24 protein-coding genes are annotated in these 22,291 nt (G+C 72.0%); 10 read left to right on the top strand and 14 right to left on the bottom strand.

What is annotated here, in order from left to right; all coding sequences use genetic code 11:
• Positions 1-7: 7 nt before the first annotated feature.
• From rodA to ACPOLB_RS14965, 5 genes are read right to left on the bottom strand one after another with little or no spacing between them, the layout of a single operon-like run.
• Positions 8-1,162 (bottom strand): rod shape-determining protein RodA, encoded by a 1,155-nt coding sequence (gene rodA / locus ACPOLB_RS14985; RefSeq protein ID WP_425256800.1) that lies wholly within the window; start codon positions 1,160-1,162, stop codon positions 8-10.
• Positions 1,159-3,186 (bottom strand): penicillin-binding protein 2, encoded by a 2,028-nt coding sequence (mrdA, locus tag ACPOLB_RS14980; protein WP_425256799.1) that lies wholly within the window; start codon positions 3,184-3,186, stop codon positions 1,159-1,161. Before mrdA ends, rodA begins: the two co-directional genes overlap by 4 nt.
• Before the next feature lie 21 nt (positions 3,187-3,207).
• Positions 3,208-3,729, bottom strand: a complete 522-nt coding sequence (gene mreD / locus ACPOLB_RS14975) for a rod shape-determining protein MreD (protein ID WP_425256798.1) — start codon at positions 3,727-3,729, stop codon at positions 3,208-3,210.
• A complete protein-coding gene (gene mreC / locus ACPOLB_RS14970) occupies positions 3,726-4,652 on the bottom strand; it encodes a rod shape-determining protein MreC (RefSeq protein WP_425256797.1) in 927 nt (308 codons plus the stop codon). The genes mreD and mreC overlap by 4 nt, the downstream gene beginning before the upstream one ends.
• 26 nt (positions 4,653-4,678) lie before the next feature.
• The gene (locus ACPOLB_RS14965; protein ID WP_425256796.1) at positions 4,679-5,722 is read right to left on the bottom strand and encodes a rod shape-determining protein; all 1,044 of its coding nucleotides are present in this window, start codon (positions 5,720-5,722) and stop codon (positions 4,679-4,681) included.
• Between the two features lie 172 nt (positions 5,723-5,894).
• On the opposite strand from ACPOLB_RS14965, the gene gatC reads away from it, so the two are divergent.
• Genes gatC through gatB form a run of 3 tightly spaced genes read left to right on the top strand, consistent with a single transcriptional unit; the run spans position 5,895 to position 9,138 of the window.
• Positions 5,895-6,194, top strand: a complete 300-nt coding sequence (gatC, locus tag ACPOLB_RS14960; protein ID WP_425256795.1) for an Asp-tRNA(Asn)/Glu-tRNA(Gln) amidotransferase subunit GatC — start codon at positions 5,895-5,897, stop codon at positions 6,192-6,194.
• The gene (gene gatA, locus ACPOLB_RS14955) at positions 6,191-7,684 is read left to right on the top strand and encodes an Asp-tRNA(Asn)/Glu-tRNA(Gln) amidotransferase subunit GatA (RefSeq protein WP_425256794.1); all 1,494 of its coding nucleotides are present in this window, start codon (positions 6,191-6,193) and stop codon (positions 7,682-7,684) included. Before gatC ends, gatA begins: the two co-directional genes overlap by 4 nt.
• Before the next feature lie 2 nt (positions 7,685-7,686).
• Complete coding sequence (gene gatB, locus ACPOLB_RS14950) at positions 7,687-9,138, top strand: Asp-tRNA(Asn)/Glu-tRNA(Gln) amidotransferase subunit GatB (RefSeq protein ID WP_425256793.1); 1,452 nt, start codon at positions 7,687-7,689, stop codon at positions 9,136-9,138.
• 27 nt (positions 9,139-9,165) lie between these two features.
• On the opposite strand, the gene ACPOLB_RS14945 is transcribed toward gatB, so the two are convergent.
• Complete coding sequence (locus tag ACPOLB_RS14945) at positions 9,166-9,888, bottom strand: hypothetical protein (RefSeq protein WP_425256792.1); 723 nt, start codon at positions 9,886-9,888, stop codon at positions 9,166-9,168.
• A 1-nt stretch (position 9,889) separates the two neighbouring features.
• Positions 9,890-10,564, bottom strand: a complete 675-nt coding sequence (gene pyrE, locus ACPOLB_RS14940; RefSeq protein ID WP_425256791.1) for an orotate phosphoribosyltransferase — start codon at positions 10,562-10,564, stop codon at positions 9,890-9,892.
• A 3-nt stretch (positions 10,565-10,567) separates the two neighbouring features.
• Between pyrE and ACPOLB_RS14935 the strand changes: the two genes are divergently transcribed.
• The 3 genes from ACPOLB_RS14935 to ACPOLB_RS14925 are packed head-to-tail and all read left to right on the top strand — an operon-like array spanning position 10,568 to position 13,298.
• Complete coding sequence (locus ACPOLB_RS14935) at positions 10,568-11,353, top strand: exodeoxyribonuclease III (RefSeq protein ID WP_425256790.1); 786 nt, start codon at positions 10,568-10,570, stop codon at positions 11,351-11,353.
• Positions 11,353-12,060 carry a c-type cytochrome gene (locus ACPOLB_RS14930; RefSeq protein WP_425256789.1) on the top strand — a complete coding sequence of 236 codons (708 nt, stop codon included), beginning with the start codon at positions 11,353-11,355 and terminating at the stop codon, positions 12,058-12,060. Before ACPOLB_RS14935 ends, ACPOLB_RS14930 begins: the two co-directional genes overlap by 1 nt.
• A complete protein-coding gene (locus tag ACPOLB_RS14925; protein ID WP_425256788.1) occupies positions 12,057-13,298 on the top strand; it encodes a c-type cytochrome in 1,242 nt (413 codons plus the stop codon). Before ACPOLB_RS14930 ends, ACPOLB_RS14925 begins: the two co-directional genes overlap by 4 nt.
• A gap of 27 nt (positions 13,299-13,325) precedes the next feature.
• Here ACPOLB_RS14925 and ACPOLB_RS14920 read toward each other — a convergent pair whose 3' ends face one another.
• Positions 13,326-14,171: an N-acetylmuramoyl-L-alanine amidase gene (locus tag ACPOLB_RS14920; protein WP_425256787.1), complete on the bottom strand. Its 846-nt coding sequence runs from the start codon at positions 14,169-14,171 to the stop codon at positions 13,326-13,328.
• A 115-nt stretch (positions 14,172-14,286) separates the two neighbouring features.
• Between ACPOLB_RS14920 and ACPOLB_RS14915 the strand changes: the two genes are divergently transcribed.
• The 3 genes from ACPOLB_RS14915 to ACPOLB_RS14905 all read left to right on the top strand — a co-directional run bounded on the left by ACPOLB_RS14915 (position 14,287) and on the right by ACPOLB_RS14905 (position 16,527).
• Entirely contained in the window at positions 14,287-14,997 is a 711-nt protein-coding gene (locus ACPOLB_RS14915; protein ID WP_425256786.1) for a helix-turn-helix transcriptional regulator, read from the top strand.
• Between the two features lie 157 nt (positions 14,998-15,154).
• Positions 15,155-15,814 (top strand): helix-turn-helix transcriptional regulator, encoded by a 660-nt coding sequence (locus ACPOLB_RS14910; protein ID WP_425256785.1) that lies wholly within the window; start codon positions 15,155-15,157, stop codon positions 15,812-15,814.
• A gap of 47 nt (positions 15,815-15,861) precedes the next feature.
• Entirely contained in the window at positions 15,862-16,527 is a 666-nt protein-coding gene (locus ACPOLB_RS14905) for a Crp/Fnr family transcriptional regulator (RefSeq protein WP_425256784.1), read from the top strand.
• Positions 16,528-16,539: 12 nt separating this feature from the next.
• Here the strand turns inward: ACPOLB_RS14905 and ACPOLB_RS14900 are convergent, their stop codons facing one another.
• From ACPOLB_RS14900 to ACPOLB_RS14880, 5 genes are read right to left on the bottom strand one after another with little or no spacing between them, the layout of a single operon-like run.
• Positions 16,540-17,472: a M48 family metallopeptidase gene (locus ACPOLB_RS14900; RefSeq protein WP_425256783.1), complete on the bottom strand. Its 933-nt coding sequence runs from the start codon at positions 17,470-17,472 to the stop codon at positions 16,540-16,542.
• A gap of 41 nt (positions 17,473-17,513) precedes the next feature.
• A complete protein-coding gene (locus ACPOLB_RS14895) occupies positions 17,514-19,106 on the bottom strand; it encodes an AmpG family muropeptide MFS transporter (RefSeq protein WP_425256782.1) in 1,593 nt (530 codons plus the stop codon).
• A gap of 9 nt (positions 19,107-19,115) precedes the next feature.
• Positions 19,116-19,940, bottom strand: coding sequence for an anti-sigma factor family protein (locus ACPOLB_RS14890; RefSeq protein ID WP_425256781.1), 825 nt, complete (start codon positions 19,938-19,940; stop codon positions 19,116-19,118).
• Between the two features lie 2 nt (positions 19,941-19,942).
• Positions 19,943-20,488, bottom strand: a complete 546-nt coding sequence (locus tag ACPOLB_RS14885) for a sigma-70 family RNA polymerase sigma factor (RefSeq protein ID WP_425256780.1) — start codon at positions 20,486-20,488, stop codon at positions 19,943-19,945.
• A gap of 46 nt (positions 20,489-20,534) precedes the next feature.
• The gene (locus ACPOLB_RS14880; RefSeq protein WP_425256779.1) at positions 20,535-20,699 is read right to left on the bottom strand and encodes a hypothetical protein; all 165 of its coding nucleotides are present in this window, start codon (positions 20,697-20,699) and stop codon (positions 20,535-20,537) included.
• A gap of 123 nt (positions 20,700-20,822) precedes the next feature.
• On the opposite strand from ACPOLB_RS14880, the gene ACPOLB_RS14875 reads away from it, so the two are divergent.
• Positions 20,823-21,743, top strand: a complete 921-nt coding sequence (locus ACPOLB_RS14875) for a LysR family transcriptional regulator (protein WP_425256778.1) — start codon at positions 20,823-20,825, stop codon at positions 21,741-21,743.
• A gap of 28 nt (positions 21,744-21,771) precedes the next feature.
• Here ACPOLB_RS14875 and moaC read toward each other — a convergent pair whose 3' ends face one another.
• Complete coding sequence (gene moaC, locus ACPOLB_RS14870; RefSeq protein ID WP_425256777.1) at positions 21,772-22,260, bottom strand: cyclic pyranopterin monophosphate synthase MoaC; 489 nt, start codon at positions 22,258-22,260, stop codon at positions 21,772-21,774.
• Between the last annotated feature and the right edge of the window lie 31 nt (positions 22,261-22,291).

The raw sequence follows: 22,291 nt of genomic DNA, 5'->3' as shown, positions 1-22,291 counted from the left end.
CGGCGCCTCAACTCTGCATCAGCCGACGGCTGCGCGACACGCTCATCAGCATGCCCAGCGCCAGGCCCAGCGTCACCATCGCGGTGCCGCCGTAGCTGACGAAGGGCAGCGGCACGCCCACCACCGGCAGGATGCCGCTGACCATGCCCATGTTGACGAAGGCGTAGGTGAAGAAGCTCAGCGACAGCGCACCCGCCAGCACCCGCGTGAAGACGGTCGGCGCCTCGCCGGCGATCATCAGGCCGCGGAAGATCAGGAAGACGAACGCGGCCAGCAGCCCCAGCACGCCGAACAGGCCGAACTCCTCGCTGAAGGCCGCGAAGATGAAGTCGGTGGTGCGCTCCGGGATGAACTCCAGGTGCGTCTGCGTGCCGTTCATGAAGCCCTTGCCCGTGATGCCGCCCGAGCCGATGGCGATCATGCCCTGGATGATGTGGAAGCCCTTGCCCAGCGGGTCGCGCGTGGGGTCGAGCAGCGTGCACACACGCTGCTTCTGGTAGTCGCGCAGCACGTGCCAGTCGACCCCGGGCTCGCAGATCGTGGGCCCGGCCAGCACGATGGCCAGGATGCCGACGCCACCCAGCGCCAGTGCCGGCAGCACCAGCCGCCAGCTCAGGCCTGCGAAGAAGATCACGTACAGCCCGCCGGCCAGGATCAGCAGCGCCGTGCCCAGGTCGGGCTGCTTCATCACCAGGCCCACCGGCAGCGCCAGCAGCAGGCCGGCGATCAGGAAGTCGGGCACGCGCAGCTGGCCTTCGCGCTTCTGGAACCACCAGGCCAGCATCAGCGGCATCGCGATCTTCAGCAGCTCGCTGGGCTGGATGACGATGCCGACGTTGAGCCAGCGCGTCGCGCCCTTGCGGGTGATGCCGAAGAACTCCACCGCCAGCAGCAGCACGACGCCCGTCACGTACAGCGGCACGGCCAGCTGCTGCAGCTTCTGCGGCGGCACCTGCGCCGCGACGAAGAGCACCGCCAGCGCGATCAGCATGTTCCGGCCGTGGTCGACGAAGCGCGTGCCGTGGTCGTAACCGGCCGAGTACATCGACACCAGACCGATGGCCGCCAGCAGCAGCACGGCCAGCGTCAGCGGGCCGTCGAAGCCGCTGAACACCGGGCGCAGGCGCTGCAGCAGCGACGGCCGCTCGAACACCGCGCTCATCGCAGCGCCACCTTCTCGGCCGGCGGCGGCGTGGTCTCGGCCACCGGTGGCAGCGCCGGCGCGGCCTGGCCGGGCAGCGGCACATCGGCGGCGCGGCGCGGCGTGCCGATGGGTGCCGCCGCCTTGCCGATCTTCACCGCCGCCATGTCCTCCTCGCTCGGGTACTGGCCGGCGAGCAGGTAGTCGAAGACGCGGCGCGCGATCGGCGCCGCGGCCTCGGCGCCGAAGCCCGAGTTCTCGACGATGACGGCCAGCGCCACCGTGGGCGCGTCCACCGGCGCCATCGCGGTGTACAGCGAGTGGTCACGCTGGTGCTCCTCCAGCTTCGAGGCGTTGTACTTCTCCCCTGCCTTCACGCCCACGGCCTGCGCGGTGCCGGTCTTGCCGCCGCTCTGGTACGGCGCGCCCATGAACACCCGCGTGGACGTGCCTTCCTGCGTCACGCCGTGCAGCGCGCGCCGGATCAGCGCGACGTGCTCGGGCTGCAGCGGCAGCGGCTCCAGCGCGTCGTTGGCGATCTGCCGGCGTTCGCGCGTGATGACGTCCTCGATCTCGCGCACCAGCCGCGGCCTGAAGCGCTGCCCGCCCGAGACCAGCGTGGCGGTGGCGCTGGCCAGCTGCAGCATCGTGAAGTTGTTGTAGCCCTGGCCGATGCCCAGCGAGATCGTCTCCCCGGCGTACCAGCGCTGCTGCTCGGGCTTCTTGTACACCCGCTTCTTCCACGCCGTGGACGGCAGCACGCCGGTCACCTCGCCCTCGACGTCGATGCCCGTGCGCTGGCCGAAGCCGAATGGCGCCAGCTGGTCGTGCATCAGGTCCACGCCCATCTCGTTGGCCAGCGAGTAGTAGTAGACGTTGCTCGAGCGCACGATGGAGCGCACCATGTCCACCGGCCCTTCGCCCTTGTCGCCGTGGCTGCGGAAGACGTGGTTGCCGAAGACGAAGGTGCCGCCGTCGTTGATGATGGTGCCGGCCGCGCGCTTGCCGCTGTTCAGCGCCGCCATCGCCATGAAGGGCTTGAAGGTCGAGCCGGGCGGGTAGGTGCCGCGCAGCGCGCGGTTCAGCAGCGGCTTGTCGATGCTCTCGTTCAGCTCGCGCCAGCTCTCGACGTCGATGCCGTCGACGAACAGGTTGGGGTCGAAGGTGGGCTTGCTGACGAAGGCCAGCACCTCGCCGTTGCGCGGGTCGATGGCCACCAGAGCGCCGCGGCGTTCGCCGAACATCTCTTCCACCAGCGCCTGCAGCTTGATGTCGATCGACAGCACCAGCGTGTTGCCCGGCGTCGGCGGGTGGCTCTTCAGCCGCCGCACGGCGCGGCCGCCGGCGCTGGTCTCGACCTCCTCGAAGCCGGTGGTGCCGTGCAGCTCGCGTTCGTAGCTCTGCTCCAGCCCCAGCTTGCCGATGTATTCGGTGCCCTTGTAGTTGCCCAGGTCCTCCTCGGACCAGTCGTCCATGGCCCTCTTCTCGGCCTGGTTGATGCGGCCGATGTAGCCCAGCAGGTGGCTGCCGGTGTCGCCCAGCGGGTAGTTGCGGAACAGCCGCGCCTTCACGTCCACGCCGGGGAAGCGGAAGCGCTGCGCGGTGAAGCGCGCGACCTCCTCGTCGCTCAGCTTGGTGCGGATCGGCAGCGACTCGAAGCTCTTGCCCTCTTCCAGCAGCCGCTTGAAGCGGCGGCGGTCGCGTGGCCCGATCTCGACGATCTGCGCCAGCGTGTCGATCAGCGGCTCCAGCGCGGCGCTGCCGCCGGGGATGCGCGAGGGCGTGATCTCCAGCGTGTAGGCCGAGTAGTTGGTGGCCAGCACGACGCCGTTGCGGTCGACGATGAGGCCGCGGTTGGGCACGATGGGCACGACCGCGATGCGGTTGGCCTCGGCCTGCGTCGCCAACTCGTCGTGGCGCAGCACCTGCAGGTACACCAGCCGCGCAGCCAGCAGCCCGAAGGCCAGCAGCACGAAGACGGCAGCCGCGATCAGCCGGCCGCGGAAGCGGTCGAGGTCGCGTTCGACGTCGCGCAGTTCGGTCATGGCAAGCGCATGCGCATCGGGCTACAGGGGCCGATTCTGGTCCGGATCGGGCGCCCTGCGCTGCGGTGCCAGCAACAGCAGCGTGGCCAGCGGCCACAGCACGGCTTCCAGCAGCGGCGCCAGCAGCAGCCACCAGCCCGGGAACATGCCGCCGGCCATCAGCCGCACCAGCAGCGCCACCAGGTGGGCGACGAAGAACAGCGGCACGGTCTGCAGCGCCTGCTCGACGACGCCGAACCACAGCATGCGCCGGTGCATCATGATCGCCCCGAAGCTCAGCAGCGTGTACGACAGCGCGTGCTGCCCGAGCAGCGCGCCTTCGTGCACGTCGAGCAGCAGCCCGAACAGGAACGCGAAGCCGACGCCCACGCGGCGCGGCTGGTGCACGTTCCAGAACACCAGCACCACCGCCAGCAGGTCGGGCAGCGCCGCGTGGCGGCCGAACGGCAGCAGGTTGACGGCCAGCGCCGCCAGCAGCGAGAACGCGATGAAGAAGGGGTTGACCGGCAGCAGCAGCTGGTCGGACCCGCGCGGCATGATCATGGCCGGCCGCTCCCCTGGCGCTTCTGTTTCTCTTCAGGCGCCGCCGTCTCCTCGGGCCGCGGCGGCAACTGCGCCGACAGCGGCTGCAGCACGAGCACGTGGCGCACGCCGTCGGGCGACGCAGCCGGCGCCAGCGCGATGCGCGCGAAGCCTGACTCGACGCGCCGTTCCACTGTCAGCACCCGCGCCACCGGCAGGCCCGGCGGGTAGACGGCGTCGATGCCGCTGGTGTGCAGCGTGTCGCCCGGCTTCACGTCGGCGTTGGCCGAGGTGAAGCGCAGCTCCATGCCGCCGCCGTCGTTGGCGCCGCCGAACGCCGCGCTGCGTTGCATCGTGCGCGTGTTCAGCACCGGGATCGCAGCGTCCTTGTCGGTCAGCAGCGTCACCTCCGAGGTCAGCGCGTACACGCGGGTCACCTGCCCCAGCACGCCGGCCTCGTTGATCACCGGCGAGCCCAGCGCCACGCCCTGGGCCTGGCCGCGGTCGATGAAGAGCTTGCGCGAATACGGGTCGGTGGCCTCGTACATGACCTCGGCGGCGATCGACGACACCACCAGCGCCGGCTTCAGCTCGAGCAGCGCGCGCAGGCGTTCGTTCTCCTGCGCCAGCTGCTGGGCGCGGGCCAGCTTGTCGGCCTGCTCGGCCAGCTGCGCACGCGCCTGGCGTTCGCCCTGCAGCGCCGCGCGCAGGCCCTGGAAGTAGTCGGCCCCGCCGGACAGCATCTCGATGGGCACCAGCAGCGCCTGCTGTGCCGGCAGCAGCACGATGGCCAGCCCCGCGCGCAATGGCTCGACCATGCGGAAACGGGCATCGGCGACCATCAGGAAGACGGCCAGCGCCGAGAAGAAGACGAGTTTCGTCAGCGCCGACGGGCCCTGACGGAAGAAGGGTGGCGGCGTGCGGTCGAGCGTTCCCAACGGCATGGCGCCGGCCCCCCTTCAGGCGCGAATCACTCGGAAGTGAAGATGCTTCCCAGGCGCTCCATGCGCTCCAGCGCCATGCCGCAGCCGCGCACCACGCAGGTCAGCGGGTCCTCGGCCACCAGCACCGGCAGGCCGGTCTCCTCGGCCAGCAGGCGGTCGAGGTCGCGCAGCAGCGCGCCGCCGCCGGTGAGCATCATGCCGCGCTCGGCGATGTCGGCGCCCAGTTCCGGCGGCGTCTGCTCGAGCGCGTTCTTCACCGCGCTGACCATCTGGTTCAGCGGGTCGGTGAGCGCTTCCAGGATCTCGTTGGAGCTGATCGTGAAGCTGCGCGGCACCCCTTCGCTGAGGTTGCGGCCCTTCACCTCCATCTCCTTCACCTCGCTGCCGGGGAAGGCCGAGCCGATGTTCTTCTTGATGGCCTCGGCCGTGGGCTCGCCGATGAGCATGCCGTAGTTGCGGCGGATGTAGTTGATGATGGACTCGTCGAACTTGTCGCCGCCCACCCGGATGCTGCCCTTGTAGACCATGCCGCCCAGGCTGATGACGCCGACCTCGGTGGTGCCGCCGCCGATGTCGACCACCATCGAGCCGCTGGCCTCGGACACCGGAAGGCCGGCGCCGATGGCCGCGGCCATGGGTTCCTCGATCAGGTAGACGTCGGAGGCGCCGGCGCCGAGCGCGCTCTCGCGAATGGCGCGGCGCTCGACCTGCGTGCTGCCGCAGGGCACGCAGATGATGATGCGCGGGCTCGGGCGGGTCATCGAGCGCGGGTGCACCATCTTGATGAACTGCTTGAGCATCTGCTCGGTGACGGTGAAGTCGGCGATGACGCCGTCCTTCATCGGCCGGATGGCCTCGATGTTGCCCGGCACCTTGCCGAGCATGGCCTTGGCCTCGCGGCCGACGGCCTGGATGGTCTTCTTGCCGTTGGGGCCACCTTCGTGGCGGATGGCGACGACCGAGGGCTCATCGAGCACGATGCCTTTTCCACGCACGTAGATCAGCGTGTTGGCGGTGCCGAGGTCGATGGCCAGGTCGGTCGAGAAGTAGCGACGCAGGGATGCGAACATTGTCGGGGGCGGCGGCGTCGATGCGCTGCGGTGCGCCGCCGCTGTGGGCGTCACATCGCCAGGCACCGACAGGGCGTGAGAGTAACCGGGGATAATACCCGATCAACCCCTCGCTTCCTGCCTGCTTCTTGCAGAGAAGCGCCACCATTTACATGCCCGCACACGCCCCGCCATGGCACTTTCGCTCGAGGACGTGAGCCGCATCGCCCACCTGGCGCGCCTGGAGCTGCGCGCCGACGAGGCCGATGCCATGCTCACCCAGCTCAACGGCTTCTTCGACATCGTCGAGAAGATGGGCGCGGTCGACACCCGTGGTGTCGAGCCGCTCTACACGCCGCTGTCGGCGGTGCAGGACGTGCATCTGCGCCTGCGCGACGACGTCGTCACCGAGACCGACCAGCGCGAGGCCAACCAGAAGAGCGCACCCGCCGTCGAGGACGGCCTGTTCCTGGTGCCGAAGGTGATCGAATGAACCTGCACCAGATGGGCGTGGCCGCGCTCGGCCGCGCGTTGCGCGACAAACAAGTCTCCAGCACCGAACTGACGCAGCACCTGCTCGCACGCATCGCCGACCAGGCGCCGCTGGGCGCGTTCCTGGCCACCAACGCCGAGGCCGCGCTGGCGGCTGCGCAGGCCGCCGACGCCGCCCTGGCCGCCGGTCGCGGCGGCGCGCTCACGGGCGTGCCGGTGGCGCACAAGGACATCTTCGTCACCGACCACGCGCGCACCGGCCTGCCCACGACCGCGGGCTCGAAGATGCTGGCCGGCTATGCCAGCCCGTTCGACGCCACGGTCGTCGCCCGCCTCGCCGAGAGCGGCATGGTGACGCTGGGCAAGCTGAACTGCGACGAGTTCGCGATGGGCTCCGCCAACGAGAACTCGGCCTTCGGGCCGGTGCACAACCCCTGGGACCCGCGGCGGGTGCCGGGCGGGTCGTCGGGCGGCTCGGCCGCGGCGGTGGCGGCGCGCCTGGTGCCCGCGGCCACGGGCACGGACACCGGCGGTTCCATCCGCCAGCCGGCCAGCTTCTGCGGCATCACGGGCATCAAGCCGACCTACGGCGTGTGCTCGCGCTACGGCATGGTGGCGTTCGCCTCCAGCCTCGACCAGGCCGGCCCGATGGCGCGCTCGGCCGAGGACTGCGCGCTGCTGCTGTCGGCGATGAGCGGCTTCGACCCGCGCGACGCCACCAGCGCCGAACGGGCGCCGCAGGACTTCCACGCCCAGATGCTCGGCACCCGCGCCGGCGCCACGGCGGCGCAGCCGCTGGCCGGGCTGCGCATCGGGCTGCCGCAGGAGTTCTTTCCCGACGGCTTGTCCGCCGACGTGGCCGCTGCCGTGCGCGGCGCGCTGGCCGCGCTGGAGGGTCTGGGCGCGACGCTGGTGGACGTCAGCCTGCCGCGCACGGAACTGTCGATCCCGGTGTACTACCTGATCGCGCCGGCCGAGGCCAGCAGCAACCTGGGCCGCTTCGACGGCGTGAAGTTCGGCCACCGCGCGGCGCAGCACGCCGACCTGCTCGACATGTACAAGAAGACGCGCGCCGAAGGCTTCGGGCCCGAGGTGAAGCGCCGCATCATGATCGGCACCTACGTGCTGAGCCACGGCTACTACGACGCGTACTACCTGCAGGCGCAGAAGCTGCGCCGCATGATCGCCGACGACTTCCAGGCCTGCTTCCAGCGCTGCGACCTCATCGCCGGTCCGGTGGCGCCCACCGTGGCCTGGGCGCTGGGCCAGCAGCGCGCACCGTTGCAGGACTACCTGGCCGACATCTTCACGCTGCCCGGCAGCCTGGCCGGCCTGCCCGGCATGAGCGTGCCGGCCGGTTTCGGCGAAGGCGGCATGCCGGTGGGCCTGCAGCTGATCGGCAACTACTTCGACGAAGGCCGGCTGCTGCACACCGCGCATGCGCTGCAGCAGGCGACCGACTTCCACACCCGCGCACCCGCCGGGTTCTGACCATGCCCAGCAGCAGCCCCCTGATCCGCGGTTTCGAGGTCGTCATCGGCCTGGAGACCCACGCGCAACTGTCCACCGCCAGCAAGATCTTCAGCGGCGCCAGCACGCAGTTCGGCGCCGCGCCCAACACGCAGGCCTGCGCGGTGGACCTGGCCCTGCCCGGCACGCTGCCGGTGATGAACCGCGGCGCGGTCGAGCGCGCGATCCGCTTCGGCCTGGCCGTGCAGGCCAAGGTGGCGCCGCTGTCGATCTTCGCGCGCAAGAACTACTTCTACCCCGACCTGCCCAAGGGCTACCAGATCAGCCAGTACGAGATCCCGGTCGTGCAGGGCGGGCGCGTCGAGTTCGTGCTCGACGGCGCGCGGCGTGGCGTGCGGCTGACGCGCGCGCACCTGGAGGAAGACGCCGGCAAGAGCCTGCACGAGGACTACCACGGCGCCACCGGCATCGACCTGAACCGCGCCGGCACGCCGCTGCTGGAGATCGTCTCCGAGCCCGACATGCGCAGCAGCGCCGAGGCGGTGGAGTACGCGAAGGCGCTGCACGCGCTGGTGGTGTGGCTGGGCATCTGCGACGGCAACATGCAGGAAGGCAGCTTCCGCTGCGATGCCAACGTCTCGGTGCGCAAGCCCGGCGCGATGCTGGGCACGCGCCGCGAGATCAAGAACCTCAACAGCTTCCGCTTCCTGCAGCAGGCGATCGACTTCGAGGTGCAGTGGCAGATCGACCGCCTCGAGGACGGCCTGCCGATCCAGCAGGCCACGGTGCTGTTCAACCCCGACACCGGCGAGACGCGGGCCATGCGCACGAAGGAAGACGCGCACGACTACCGCTACTTCCCCGACCCCGACCTGCCGCCGCTGGTGATCGCGCCCGAGTGGGTGGAACGCGTGCGCGCGGCCATGCCCGAGCTGCCGGCCGTGATGGCCGAACGCTTCCAGCGCGACGACGGCCTGCCCGCCGACGACGCGGCGCTGATGACGCAGAGCCTGCCGTTCGCGCGCTACTACGAGGCCGTGCGCGATGGCTGCGGCAACGCCAAGCTGGCCGCGAACTGGCTGATGGGCGAAGTGAGCAAGCGGCTGAACGCGGAAGACCGCGGCATCGAGGCCGCGCCGCTGCCGGCGGCGACGCTGGCCGCGCTGATCGGCCGCGTCATCGACGGCACGGTGTCGAACAACGGCGCCCGCCAGGTGTTCGATGCGCTGTGGACCGGCCTGGCCGCCGACGTCGACGCCGTCATCGAGGCCCGGGGCCTGAGGCAGATGAACGACAGCGGCGCGCTCGAAGCCATCGTCGCCGAGGTCATCGCGGCCAACACCAGGTCGGTCGAGGAATTCCGCGCCGGCAAGGACAAGGCCTTCAACGCGCTCGTCGGCCAGGTCATGAAGGCCAGCAAGGGCAAGGCGAACCCGGCCCAGGCCAGCGAACTGCTGAAGAAGCTGCTCGCCTGACGCTGCCGCAGGCGCCGCAGCGGCCGTTCAGCGCGCCGCGGGGCTGGCGCTGGTGGTGGCCACCGGCCCCAGCGAGCCCGGCGGGGCGCCGGCCCACAGGCGGCGCAGCCGATCGAGCTCGGCGTCGTAGAGCCGGTTGATGCGCACCAGCTCGGCCTCGGCGTTGGCCATGGCCGAGCGCTGGGCGTCGGTGGCGGCGTCGTTGGCGTCGATCTGCTGGCGCAGCTTCAGCGGCAGCTGCCGCCCCTGGTAGAACTCGACCTCGTCGAGCAGCGGCTTGCGCTCGGCCGCCAGCGTCTTCAGCCGCAGCTCGGAGGTCCGCAGCGCGATGCGCACATTGTCGAGCGCGGCTTCACGTGCCTTGTTGTGCGCGTCTTCGTTGGGGAAGCGCGCCGTCAGGTTGCGGTCGCGGCGCACGGCATCGGCCTGCGCGGCGCGCTGCTCCGCCGCCTTGCGGTCGCGGATTTCCTTCTCGGCGCGTTCCTCGGCGGTCAGCGTGGGCGGATGCACGGTCTTCAGCGAGCCGTCGCGGTTCAGCACCCGCTGCTCCTTGGCCGTGCACTCGGGAATCGGGCGGTCGGCGGTGAGGCGCCGGCCGTTGTCGTCGATGCAGGTGTAGATGCCGTCGGCGGGCTTGGGCTTGGCCTGCGCCTGCACGGCAGGCGCGGCGATGACCGCCACGGACGCAGCGGCGCAGGCGGTGGCATTCAGCCAGCCGCTGCCAGGTCGCGAGCGCAGCGTGATCCCCACTTCAGACTCCGTACCGGTCCCTGTACGCCTGCACAGGCGCGGCGAAGGCGCGCAAGGCAGGGTCGGAGCCGGATGTTCGCAGGTACTGTAGCAAGTCATCCAACGTGGCAATGGCACAGACGGCGAGATTCAGTTGTGTCGAGACGTACTGCACTGCCGACCACGACACATCCTGGCCGTCTTCGGTGGCCTTCTCCTGCCGGTCCAGCGCGATCGCCACCGCGACGGGCGTGGCGCCGGCGGCGCGGATCATGCCGATCGACTCGCGCACCGAGGTGCCGGCGGAGATGACGTCGTCGATGATCAGCACGCGCCCGGCCACCGGCGCGCCCACCAGCAGCCCGCCTTCGCCGTGGTCCTTGGCTTCCTTGCGGTTGTAGGCAAACGGCTTGTTGTGGCCCAGGCGCGCCAGTTCCACCGCCACCGCCGACGCCAGCGTGATGCCCTTGTAGGCGGGGCCGAAGAGCATGTCGAACTGCAGCCCGCTGTCGATCAGGCTGCGTGCATAGAATGAAGCGAGACGGCCCAGCTTGGCGCCGTCATCGAACAGCCCGGCGTTGAAGAAGTAGGGCGACAGCCGACCGGCCTTCGTCTTGAACTCGCCGAAGCGAAGCACGCCGGCTTCGACCGAGAACTTCACGAATTCCTGCGCCAGGGCTGCGTGCATGGAGGTCATCCTGTGGGTTTTCGACTGATCACGCTCAACCTGAACGGCATTCGCTCGGCAGCCAGCAAGGGCTTCGTCGGCTGGGCCGAAAGCGCGGGCGCCGATTGTATGGGTGTGCAGGAAGTGAAGGCCCAGGCCGACACGGTGGGTGGGCAGTTCGACCACGTCGCCGGCATGCAGGGCCACTTCCACTACGCCGAGAAGAAGGGCTATTCCGGCGTCGGCCTTTACACGAAGAAGGCTCCCAGCGAAGTGGTCACTGGCTTTGGCAGCCCCGAGTTCGACGCCGAAGGCCGCTACGTCGAGGCCCGCTACGACACCGCGCAGCGCAAGTTCAGCATCATCAGCTGCTACTTCCCGAGCGGCTCCAGCGGCGAGGAACGCCAGGCCGCGAAGTACCGCTTCCTGGCCCAGATGGCGCCGCACCTGCAACGTCTGCAGGCAGAGCGTGAATTCATCCTCGTCGGCGACCTGAACATCGCCCACAAGGAAATCGACCTCAAGAACTGGAAGAGCAACCAGAAGAACAGCGGCTTCCTGCCCGAGGAGCGCGCCTGGCTGACGCAGTTGCTCGCCGGCGGGCTGGTCGATGTCTTCCGCACGCTGAACCAGAAGCCCGAGCAATACACCTGGTGGAGCAACCGCGGCCAGGCCTGGGCCAAGAACGTGGGCTGGCGGCTGGACTACCACCTGGCGACGCCCGCCATCGCCGCCCGGGCGCAGCGCGAGCACATCCACCTGCATCCGCGCTTCAGCGACCACGCGCCGCTGGTCGTGGACTACGACTTCAAGCTCTGATGCGCTGGCCCTGCGGGTTGCCGGTGTTGCCGGTGTTGTTGGTGGCGCTGGGCGCGGCGGCCCCGCTGCGGGCGGCGCCGCCGGTGCCCGACACGATGGCGCAGCGCGTGCTGGCGTGCACAGGCTGCCACGGCCGCGAGGGCCGGGCCGCCAGCGACGGCTTCCATCCGCGTATCGCCGGCAAGCCCGCCGGCTATCTGGTCAACCAGCTGCGCGCGTTTCGAGACGGCCGCCGACAGTACGCGCTGATGACGGCGCTGCTGGATCCGCTGGACGACGCCTACCTGCGCGCGATCGCCGGCCATTTCGCGGCGCTGGAACTGCCCCACGCCGCGCCGCAGCCGCCCAGCGCCACGGCCGACGTGCTGGCCCGCGGCCGCACGCTGGTCGAACACGGCGACCCGGCGCAGCGCGTGCCGGCCTGCGCGGCCTGCCATGGCGCGGCGCTCACGGGCGTGCTGCCGGCGGTGCCCGGCCTGCTGGGTCTGCCGCGCGACTACCTGAACGCGCAGCTCGGCGCCTGGCGCACCGGCCAGCGGCGCGCGCATGCACCCGACTGCATGGCGCAGGTGGCGCAGGCGCTGTCGCCGCAGGACATCCAGGCCGTCGCGCACTGGCTGGCTGCGCAGCCGGTGCCGGGCGCAGGCAAGCCGGTGGCTGCGCTGCCGGCGCGCATGCCGCTGGACTGCGGCGGGCTGGCGCCATGAGGGCACCCCGACTGCTCCTGCCTGCCCTGGCATCGGTCCTGGCGCTGCTGGTGGCGGCCGTCGTGTGGCTGAACCGGCCGAGCGGTACCCCGCCCCCCGTCGCGGCCACCACCGACCCGGTCGCGCAGGTCGAGCGCGGCGCGTACCTGGCCCGGGTCGGCAACTGCGCCGGCTGCCACACCGCCCGCGGCGGCGCCGCGTACGCCGGCGGCACGGCCATCGGCACGCCCTTCGGCACCGTCTACGCGCCCAATCTCACCCCCGACGCCGCCACCGGCATCGGCGCCTGGAGCAGCGACGCGTTCTGGCGCGCGCTGCACGACGGCCGCGCCGCCGACGGCCGCCTGCTTGCGCCGGTGTGCCCGTACCCGAACTACACCCAGATCGGCCGCGACGACGTGGCCGACCTGCACGCCTACCTGCGCAGCCTGCCGCCGGTGGCGCAGCCCAACCGCCTCCACGCGCTGCGCTGGCCCTACGGCACGCAGCCGGCACTGGCCGTGTGGCGGGCGCTGTACTTCCGGCCCGGCACACCGGCTGCCGACCGCGGTGCGTACCTGGTCGGCGGGCTCGGGCACTGCAGCGCCTGCCACGGGCAGCGCAACGCCTGGGGTGCCACCGGCGGCGCGCTCGATCTGCGCGGCGGCAGCATCCCGACGCAGGGCTGGGTGGCGCCGGCGCTGGACGACCCGCGCGAAGCCGGAGTCGCCGACTGGCCGCTGGCCGACATCGCGGCGCTGCTGCGCACCGGCCACAGCCCGCAGGCGGTGGCCAGCGGCCCGATGGCCCTGGTGGTCGCCCGCAGCACGCAGCACCTGACCGACGCCGACGCGCTGGCGATGGCGCGCTTCCTGAAAGCCCTGCCCCAGCGCGGCACGCCGGCGGCGCCGTCGCCGCCCCCGGATGCCGCCACGCTGGCGCTCGGCGCCCGGCTCTACGAACGCCACTGCGCCGACTGCCACGGTGCCGGCGGCGAAGGCAGTCCGGGCGCGGTGCCGGCGCTGGCCGGCAACCGCGCGGTGGTGATGGACGCGCCCGACAACCTGCTGCGCGTGGTGCTGGGCGGCGGCTTCGGGCCGGCCACCGCGGCCCGGCCGCAGCCGCACGGCATGCCGCCCTATGCCACGCTGCTGAGCGACGCCGAGATCGCCGCCGTCGTGAGCTTCCTGCGCGCCAGCTGGGGCCACCGGGCGGCGCCGGTGAACGCGCTCGACGTCAACCGCCAGCGCGGCTCCTGAACCCGCGCTGCGTCTCGCCCCACGCCGTCAGGGCGGCAGCGCGTTGTCGGTCAGCACCTGCAGCAGCGCCGCCGTCTCGGCGTCGGGCAGGCCGTCGAAGCGCGCCGGGCGGTATTTCATCTGGAAGGCGGCGATGACGTTGCGCGTGGCCGCGTCCAGCTCGCCGTGCTGCGGCAGCTCGAAGCCGTGGCGCGCCAGCCGCTGCTGGAACCAGGCCACGTCGGGCAGCAGGAACTCGAACACTGCACGCTGCGCCGCCACCTGCGCGGCGTCGGGCCAGGGGATCAGACCGGCGTCGGCCAGCCGCTTCCAGGGGAACATCGGCCCGGGGTCGAACTTGCTCTGCGGCTGCACGTCGCTGTGGCCGACGATGCGGTCGCCGCGGATGCCGTGGCGTTGCACGATGTCGCGCACCAGCGGGATCAGCGCGTCGATCTGCGCGTCGGGGAACGGCATGTAGTAGCGCCCGCCGCTGCCCCAGCGCGGCCCGGGGTTGACGATCTCGATGCCGATCGAGCTGGCGTTGACCTGCCGGTGCCCCTGCCACGCGCTGTTGCCGGCATGCCAGGCGCGGCGGTCCTCGTCGACGAGCCGGTAGATGCGCGGTGGCGACGCGTCGCTCAGCAGGTAGTGCGACGAGACCTCGCCTTCGGTCAGCGTGCGCAGCGAGGACTCGAAATTGCCCACCGTGTAGTGCAGCACCAGGAACAGCACGCGGCTGTCCTGCGCACGGGCGCTGTGGCGGGTGTCGATCGGCACGCCGCCGGGCGTGGTGCTGGCGCAGCCCGCCAGCACCAGCGCCAGTGCCGCCAGCGTCGGGGCCGCGGCGCTGCGCCAGCCGGTGCGCGCGCGCCTGCGCGGCGGTGAATTCATCACAAGCATGGAGGGTCACATTCACTTCCAGGCGCCAGTATCGCGGCATAGCCTGTGTCTCCAGACGAGAGCCGGCACTGCGGGAGTGCCGCCGTTGCTCTGTGGAGATCCCGCCTTGGACCTGTTGCACCGGCCTGCCGACACCCCGCCGGCCGTTTCCGCCGGCGCCCCGCATGCCGACACCCGCTGGGCGCGCTGCCTGGCGCTGATGCTCGACGAGATCGACTTCGGCGTGCTGCTGCTCGACGCCACCGGGCAGGTGCGCCTGCTCAACCGCAGCGCCCGCCACGAACTCGACGAGCGCCACCCGCTGCACCTGGTGGCCGGTCACCTGCACGCGCGGGGCCGCCAGGACATGCTGGCGCTGGCCGGCGCGCTGGGCGCCGCCGCGCGCCACATGCAGCGCGAGCTGCTCTGGCTGGGCCAGGGCAGCAGCCGGGTCGGCCTGGCGGTGCTGCCGCTGGGGGTCGACGTGTTCGACGGCGCGCCTGCCTGCATGCTGCTGCTGGGCAGGCGCGACCTGGGCGAGGCCGTGTCGGTCGCGGCGTTCGCGCGCAGCCATGCGCTGACGCCGGCCGAGACGCGCGTGCTGCAGGCGCTGTGCGGCGGTGTGCCGCCGGCGAAGATCGCCGAGGAGCAGGGCGTGCGCATCTCCACCGTGCGCACCCAGATCGGCAACCTGCGCGACAAGACCGGCGCGCGCAGCATCCGCGCGCTGGTGCGCATGGTCGCCGTGCTGCCGCCGGCCGCGCCGCTGGGCCTGCGCCCGGGCGGCGACGGGCGCGGCGCGCTGGACATGCTGCTCGACGGTCTGCGCGCGCGCTGAACTCCGGGGGCGCGCCGCTGGAGACACCGCGTCGCCGGATGTAAATAAGTCACAAGTCCGGCAGTCCGGATTCACCCCCCGGACTGATGATGACTTCCTAAAGTCTGTGTCAACCGCTCAGAACATCCAGGTTCCGGGCGGCAACACGGAGTCCACCATGTTCGAAGCCACTGCCACCCTCCTCGGCGCCCTGCCGGTGCCGCCTCGCGCTGCCACCTACCGCGGTCCGGAACGGCGCGCCAGTGCGCCGCCGCTCACCCGCTGGCTGTCGTTGATGCTCGACGAGATCGACTACGGCATGCTGCTGGTGTCCGATGGCGCCGAACTGCTGCATGTGAACCACGCCGCGCGTGCCGAGCTCGATGCCGGCCACCCGCTGCAGTTGCTGGGCCGCCAGCTGCGCGCACGGCTGCCGCAGGACGTGGCACGCCTGCACGAGGCGCTGGCCTGCGCCTCGCAACGCAGCCTGCGCCGGCTGATCTCGCTGGGCGAAGGCGGGCACCGCGTCAACATCGCCGTCATCCCGCTGGCCGGCCAGGCCACGCTGGTGGTGCTGGGCAAGCGCCACCTGTCCGAGCGCATCTCGGTGCAGTGCTTCGCCCGCCTGCACGGGTTGACGCCCGCCGAGACGCGCGTGCTGGAGTCGCTGTGCGAAGGCCTGACGCCGCGCGAGATCGCCGAGCTCAACGACGTCGGGCTGGCCACGGTGCGCACGCAGATCGGCAGCATCCGCAGCAAGACCGGCGCCGAGAACATCCGCGCGCTGACGCGCCAGGTCGCGGTGCTGCCGCCGATGGTGAGCACGCTGCGCTCCTGACGCCCGTCCCGGCGCGGATTCCCGCAGGGGCCGGCTACGATGCGCGCATGGCGACATCGAAGGCGGCCCCGGCACACGACCCCCTGGACCATCCGGCGCTCAGCGAGCCGGTGCGCGCATTGGCGCGGCGCGGGGTCGTCAAGTCGTACCGCAAGGGTGCCCTGCTGATCCAGGAAGGCGACGTCGGCGACACCATCTTCATCATCCTGTCGGGCCGGCTGCGCGCCTTCAGCGTCAGCGCCGACGGCGACCGCGACATCACCTACGACAGCTACGGCCCCGGCGACTACGTCGGCGAGATGGGCCTGGACGGCGGCCCGCGCTCGGCCAACGTCGAGGCGCTGGAGGCCACCGTCTGTGCGATGGTCACGCGGCCGACACTGGCCGCGCACCTGGCCGAGCAGCCGCAGTTCGCCTTCGAGCTGCTCACCAAGGTGATCCAGCGCGCGCGGGCGGCCACCGTGCGGGCGCGCAACATGGGCCTGACCGACGTCTACGGCCGGCTGAAGCTGCTGCTGCACGAACTGGCAGTGGCGCAGCCCGACGGCAGCTTCCTCACCACCGAGTGGCTGACGCACAAGGAGCTGGCGAGCCGCCTGGGCTGCTCGCGCGAGATGGTGAGCCGGCTGCTGAAGGACCTGGAACGCGGCGGCGCCATCGTCGTGGAGCCCGACCACCGCCTGCGCTGGCGGCGGCTGCCGGCCGGCTGGTAGCGCCGCCGCGGTTCAGCGCGCGGGCGTGGCGCCCGATGCCGGCGCCGCAGCCGGCGCCGCGAAACGGCGCGGCGGCTTGGCCGCCTGCGCATACAGCGGCAGCACCTTGGGCAGCTTGCCCTCGATGTCCTTGATGCGCGTCGGCCCCGAGGGGTGCGTGGACATGAACTCCGGCGGCGCGCCCTTGTTGGCGTCCATCATCTTGTTCCACAGCGAGACGCCGGCGCGGGGGTCGTAGCCGGCACGCGCGGCCAGGTCCATGCCGACGATGTCGGCCTCGGACTCGTCTTCCCGGCTGAACTTCAGCGTCAGCAGCTGCCCGCCCATGTTCAGCAGCGTGTCGCCGGCCGCACCCAGGCCGAACAGCGCACTCAGCACGTTGGCGCCGATGCGCGTGGCCGCCGTCTTGCCCATGCGTTCGCGCGCGTGCTCGCGCAGCGCGTGCGCCACCTCGTGGCCCATGATGGTGGCGACCTCGTCGTCGCTCAGCTGCAGCTGCTGCAGGATGCCGAAGTAGAAGGCGATCTTGCCGCCCGGCATGCAGAAGGCGTTGAGCTGCTTGCTGCCGATCAGGTTGACTTCCCACTTCCACTGCTTGGCGCGCGGGTTCCACGGCAGCGCGTGCGGCACGATGCGCTCGGCGATCGTGCGCAGCCGCACCACCTGCGGGTGGTTGGCCGGGCCCAGCGCCTTCTGCGCCGCGGCCTCGCGCATCATCTGCTGGTACTGCTGCGCGGCGGCGGCCTCGACCTGCTCGGCCGGCACCAGTTTCGTGAAGCGGGACTCGCGGCCCACGTCCTCGCGCAGCCCGTCCTGCGCCAGCACCGGCGCGGCCGCGCCGGCCAGCAGCGCGCCGCTGAACAGGCGCCGGCCGTGCAGGGCGCACCCGCAGCGCGGCGGGTGCAGGCGCAGGGTGGCGTCGGTGTTGAAGTCGGGGGTGGGCATGCGCGTCGGATTCTAGAAGTGGCCCGAAGGTTCACGCCGTCTCAATCGTCGGCGGTCCTGGCCGCCGCGGGGTCGACCTCCAGTGCGCGCACCGGGGCGCGCAGCCACCACAGCATCACCAGCGCCGGCGCCGCCAGCACGGTGCTGGTGACGAAGAACGCGGGCCAGCCGATGCTCTCGGCCAGCACGCCGGCCACCGGCCCCACCCAGACGCGGCCCACCGACGCGAACGCCGAGAGCAGTGCGAACTGCGTCGCCGTGAAGCGCTGGTTGCACAGGCTCATCAGGAAGGCGACGAAGGCCGCCGTGCCCATGCCGCCGCTCAGGTTCTCGGCGGCCACCACCAGCAGCAGGCCGCCGTCCACCGGGGCCGGCGTCGCCAGCTTCACGAACCACCAGTCGAAAGCCGGGATCACCAGCCCCGGCAGCAGGCCCTTGCCGCTGACCGCCAGCCACCAGAAGCCGATGTTGCTGGCCATCTGCAGCACGCCGAACAGCAGCAGCGCGCGCCACAGCCCCAGCTTCAGCATCAGCGCGCCGCCCAGCAGCGCGCCACCGATCGTCAGCCACAGGCCGATGACCTTGTTCACCACCCCCACCTCGGCCGGGCTGAAGGCCATGCTCTTCAGCAGGAAGGGCGTCATCAGCGAGCCCGCGAACGCGTCGCCCAGCTTGTAGAGCACGATGAAGACGAGGAAGGCCGCCGCGCCCGGCTGCCCGAAGTAGCTGCGCAGGCCGCCCAGCAGCGTCTCGAAGCGCGCCCGGCGCGCGGCCCAGGCCGCCAGCGGCAGCGTGAAGCCGATGCCCAGCAGCAGCGCCAGCAGGTCCACCCAGCGCTGCTGCAGCGCCGGCGGCAGGCTGCCGCCGGCCAGCAGCGGCCCCAGCAGCGCCTGCGCGACGCTGCCGGCGAAGCGGTCGCTGAGCACCACGCCCACGGCCACCGCCGCCAGCACGGCCAGGAAGCCCAGCACGTCGTGGCGCGCCACCGTGGACGGCACCGCCGCCCGGGGCAGCTTCGGCAGCACGGTCGCCGAGAGCACCGCGGCAGCCACCATCAGCCCGGCCATGAAGCGGTAGACCTCGGGCCAGGTCCAGCCGCCGCCCTGGTTGGGGTCGGTCCAGATCAGCGCCACGCCGCCGCTGACGATCATCGCCAGCCGGTAGCCCATCACGTTCAGCGACGCGCCCAGCCCGCGCTCGGCATGCGCCAGCAGGTCGGTGCGGTAGGCGTCGATCACGATGTCCTGCGAGGCCGAGATGAAGGCCACGGCCACCGCCAGCAGCGCGAAGACGCGGATCGAGGCCGCGGGCTGCGTGGACGACAGCGCCAGCAGCGCCAGCGCCAGGCCCAGCTGCGTCAGCACCAGCCAGCCGCGGCGCCGGCCCAGCCAGGGCAGCTCGAAGCGGTCCATCAGCGGCGCCCACAGGAACTTGAAGGTGTAGGGCAGGCCGACCAGGCTGAGGAAGCCGATGGTGGCGATGTCGATGCCGTCCACCGTCAGCCAGGCCTGCAGCGCCTGGCCGGTCAATGCCAGTGGCAGCCCCGAGGCGAACCCCAGCAGGACGGTGACGACGAGGCGGTGCAGCGAGGCAGCGCGTGCAGCAACGGTGCGCTGCGCCAGCGGGGAATGCATCGCGGGATTCTAGGAGCCGGGTGCGGAGGCGGCGGCCGGGGGCGTCGATGCCGGGTGCTGCCGGTGGATGGACTGCGCCAGCGCCAGCAGCCGCTCCTTCGGCAGCGCGCCCACCAGTGCATAGCCCAGGCCGTCCTCGACCCAGTAGAACAGCCCCAGCTCGCCCTGGCGTTCGTAGCGGAACGCGGCCTGCGTACCGGCTTCGGGCCGGCGCAGGTAGACGGTGACGCGCACGCCCTGGTTGTCCTGGTACATCAGCTGCGCGCTCCTGCCGCTGCCGTCGGGCAGCAGGCGGCCGCCGACGAGCTCGAAGCCCATCGCCTGCAGATCGAACAGCTTCACGGGGTGCTGGATGCGCGCGGTGAGCCAGCGCGCCAGGTGCGCTTCCTGCGCCCGCACCTCGACCGCATGGCGGGGTTCGGTCGTGTACAGGGCGTGCGCCACCGCTGCGCGGGCCACCCAGCCGCCGCCGGGTGCCGCCACGGCCGAGGGCGCGGCGCCCGGGTGCAGCCGCCAGGCCAGGCCGGCGCCGACGCCCGCCCCCAGCACCAGCAGCCCCGCCGCCGACGCTGCGAGCGCCCAGCGTGGCACTGCGCCAGCCGGGCGCGCGCGCTGCCAGACACGGCGCTGCAGCCCGGGCGGCAGCGGCGCGTCGGCCAGCGGCCCGAGGCGGCTGCGCAGGGCCTGCGCGTCGGCGGCCCACTGGCGCACGCGCGCGGCGTCGTCGGGATGGGCCTGCAGCCAGGCCTCGACGCGCAGGCGCTCGGGCTCGGCCAGCTCGCCGTCGAGCCAGGCGCCCAGCAGCGTGTCGTCGATCGGGGTGTCGCCGTGCATGGTCAGACCACCCGGCGCAGCGGCGGCGGCGCCGCAGTCGCCGTCGCGGGGCGCGTGCCGCCGTCCAGGAACAACCGCAGCGCCGCGCGCGCACGGCTGACGCGCGACATCACCGTGCCCACCGGGATGTGCAGCACCGCGGCGACCTCGGCGTAGCTGAGCTGCTCGACGCACACCAGCAGCAGCGGCTCGCGCTGCTCGGTGCTGAGCCGCCGCAGCGCGGCCAGCAGGTCCAGGCGCAGGCCGACGTCGGTGCCGGGATCGCCGCCCAGGCGGTCCTGCGCCTGCTGCAGCGTGTCGGGGTCGGTGACGGCGAGCCGGCCGTCGCGGCGGTGCGCGTCGCGGTGCGCGTTGTGCGCGATGGACAGCAGCCACACCAGCATGTCGCGGTCGGGCTCGAACTGCTGCCAGTGGCGCAGCGCGCGTTCCACCGTGGTCTGCGCCAGGTCGTCGGCCAGGGCCGAATCGAACACCAGCGAATGCGTGTAGCGGCGCAGGCGCGGCAGCGCTGCGAGCAGTTGGTGGCGGAAGGTGGCGGGGGCGTCCACGCTGGAGTCTACGCGGGACCTGCCCGCGCGATTCCCGCGAGCGCCGTCAGCGCAGGATGTTGCCGGCCCAGCGCTCCAGGCGCGTCCACACCGACGTCGCGCTGCGGGCGGGCGGCGTGCGGTGCGCCGCCGGGCGCCGCGGGCGTTCGAGCAGGCGCAGCACCGGCGGCGTGGCCGAGGCGGGCTGGGTCTGGGGGTCGAAGCGGTGCATGGCGGGGCGGCTGGACTGCGTTCGATGCACTCTAGGCTGTCGCGTCTTTGCAGACAACGCTGCATGTCGCAGGTAGAGTCTGCAATTCTGCAGATTCAACGGGGCAAGGCCAGGATGGCGGACATGGACTGGAGCGACCTGCGCTATGCGCTGGCCATCGGGCGCGGCGGCTCGGTGGCGGCCGCAGCGCGGCAGCTGGGGGTGAACGCCACCACCGTGCAGCGGCGGCTGGACGCGCTGGAGAGCCGGCTCGGCGCCCGCCTGTTCGACCGCACGCGCGGCGCCTACCAGCCCACCGACGCCGGCGCCGTGGTGCTGGACCAGGCGCAGCGCATGGCCGACCAGGCCGACGAGATCGAGCGCCGCGTGCTCGGCCGCGACCGCGAACTCACCGGCCCGCTGCGCGTGACGACGGCCTTCGTGGTGATGGAGCACCTGCTGCCGCCGGCGCTGGCGGCCTTCGCGCGCGCCTACCCGGGCATCGAGGTCGAGGTGGTGGAGAACGCCTTCCTCGTCGACCTGTCGCGGCGCAGCGCCGACACCGCGCAGTCCTGGGCCGGGCTCGAGGCCGACGTGGCGCTGCGGCTGTCGGCCAACGTCGCCGAGCACCTGGTGGGGCGCCAGCTCGGCATGACCCACTGCCGCGCCTACGCGCTGCGCGGCGCGCCCGACCTGCCGCAGACGCTGCAGCCGCTGCCTGTGCTGCTGCGCGACGCGCCGTGGGTGGCCTTCGAGCGCGACGCCACCAGCCGCGTCTACGACCGCTGGATGCGCACGCAGCTGGCGCAGGCCCACGTGCGGGTGCGCGTGGACATCTTCAACGCCGTGGCCGCGATGCTGCGCACCGGCGTCGGCATCGGCGTGCTGCCGACCTTCATGGAGACGCGCCACCCCGAGCTGGTGGCGGTGTCGGAGGTGATCCCCGAGCTCTCGGTGCCGGTGTGGATGCTGACCCACCCCGACCTGCGCGGCACGGCGCGCGTGCGCGCCTTCATGCAGCACGTGGGCGACGCGCTGGCCGAGCGGCTGCGCAGCATGCCCTGAGCCACGGCCCGGGCGCAGCGCGCGCGGCTCAGGCGCTGCCGGCCGCGACCCAGTCGCCGCTCTTGCCGCCGCGCTTCTCCAGCACGCGGATCTCGCCCATCACCATGCCGCGGTCGGCCGCCTTGCACATGTCGTAGACGGTGAGCAGGCCGACCTGCACGGCGGTCAGCGCCTCCATCTCGACGCCGGTGCGGCCGAAGGTCTCCACTTGCGCGCTGCAGCGCACGGTGCTGCTGGCGGCGTCGAGCTCGAAGTCCACCGCCACGCGCGTGATCGGCAGCGGGTGGCACAGCGGGATCAGGTCGGCCGTGCGCTTGGCGCCCTGGATGGCAGCGATGCGCGCGATGCCGAGCACGTCGCCCTTCTTCGCGCGGCCTTCGGCGATGAGCGCGAACGTGGCCGGCAGCATGCGGATCACGCCGCTGGCGCGTGCGACGCGGTGCGTCTCGGCCTTGCCCGACACGTCGACCATGTGGGCCTGGCCTTGGGCGTCGAAGTGCGTCAGCGGGGAGTTCATGGCGGAAACATGCGGGCAATGCGAAGCTGTC

Origin of the sequence: Rubrivivax soli (assembly GCF_049810355.1) — a bacterium.
GTDB lineage: Bacteria > Pseudomonadota > Gammaproteobacteria > Burkholderiales > Burkholderiaceae_C > Rubrivivax.
The sequence above is the reverse complement of the archived record's forward strand: the minus strand, read 5'-3'. Positions and strand labels throughout refer to the sequence as shown.

Coding starts and splice junctions, on each gene's coding strand:
- ACPOLB_RS14900 (WP_425256783.1), bottom strand. CDS start 17,472: ATGCCCACCCCCGACTTCAACACCGACGCCACCCTGCGCCTGCACCCG.
- ACPOLB_RS14895 (WP_425256782.1), bottom strand. CDS start 19,106: ATGCATTCCCCGCTGGCGCAGCGCACCGTTGCTGCACGCGCTGCCTCG.
- ACPOLB_RS14920 (WP_425256787.1), bottom strand. CDS start 14,171: ATGAATTCACCGCCGCGCAGGCGCGCGCGCACCGGCTGGCGCAGCGCC.
- ACPOLB_RS14875 (WP_425256778.1), top strand. CDS start 20,823: ATGGACTGGAGCGACCTGCGCTATGCGCTGGCCATCGGGCGCGGCGGC.
- mreD (WP_425256798.1), bottom strand. CDS start 3,729: ATGATCATGCCGCGCGGGTCCGACCAGCTGCTGCTGCCGGTCAACCCC.
- mrdA (WP_425256799.1), bottom strand. CDS start 3,186: ATGACCGAACTGCGCGACGTCGAACGCGACCTCGACCGCTTCCGCGGC.
- mreC (WP_425256797.1), bottom strand. CDS start 4,652: ATGCCGTTGGGAACGCTCGACCGCACGCCGCCACCCTTCTTCCGTCAG.
- pyrE (WP_425256791.1), bottom strand. CDS start 10,564: ATGACCTCCATGCACGCAGCCCTGGCGCAGGAATTCGTGAAGTTCTCG.
- gatC (WP_425256795.1), top strand. CDS start 5,895: ATGGCACTTTCGCTCGAGGACGTGAGCCGCATCGCCCACCTGGCGCGC.
- ACPOLB_RS14905 (WP_425256784.1), top strand. CDS start 15,862: ATGGCGACATCGAAGGCGGCCCCGGCACACGACCCCCTGGACCATCCG.
- ACPOLB_RS14890 (WP_425256781.1), bottom strand. CDS start 19,940: ATGCACGGCGACACCCCGATCGACGACACGCTGCTGGGCGCCTGGCTC.
- gatA (WP_425256794.1), top strand. CDS start 6,191: ATGAACCTGCACCAGATGGGCGTGGCCGCGCTCGGCCGCGCGTTGCGC.
- ACPOLB_RS14930 (WP_425256789.1), top strand. CDS start 11,353: ATGCGCTGGCCCTGCGGGTTGCCGGTGTTGCCGGTGTTGTTGGTGGCG.
- gatB (WP_425256793.1), top strand. CDS start 7,687: ATGCCCAGCAGCAGCCCCCTGATCCGCGGTTTCGAGGTCGTCATCGGC.
- rodA (WP_425256800.1), bottom strand. CDS start 1,162: ATGAGCGCGGTGTTCGAGCGGCCGTCGCTGCTGCAGCGCCTGCGCCCG.
- ACPOLB_RS14910 (WP_425256785.1), top strand. CDS start 15,155: ATGTTCGAAGCCACTGCCACCCTCCTCGGCGCCCTGCCGGTGCCGCCT.
- ACPOLB_RS14925 (WP_425256788.1), top strand. CDS start 12,057: ATGAGGGCACCCCGACTGCTCCTGCCTGCCCTGGCATCGGTCCTGGCG.
- ACPOLB_RS14880 (WP_425256779.1), bottom strand. CDS start 20,699: ATGCACCGCTTCGACCCCCAGACCCAGCCCGCCTCGGCCACGCCGCCG.
- ACPOLB_RS14965 (WP_425256796.1), bottom strand. CDS start 5,722: ATGTTCGCATCCCTGCGTCGCTACTTCTCGACCGACCTGGCCATCGAC.
- moaC (WP_425256777.1), bottom strand. CDS start 22,260: ATGAACTCCCCGCTGACGCACTTCGACGCCCAAGGCCAGGCCCACATG.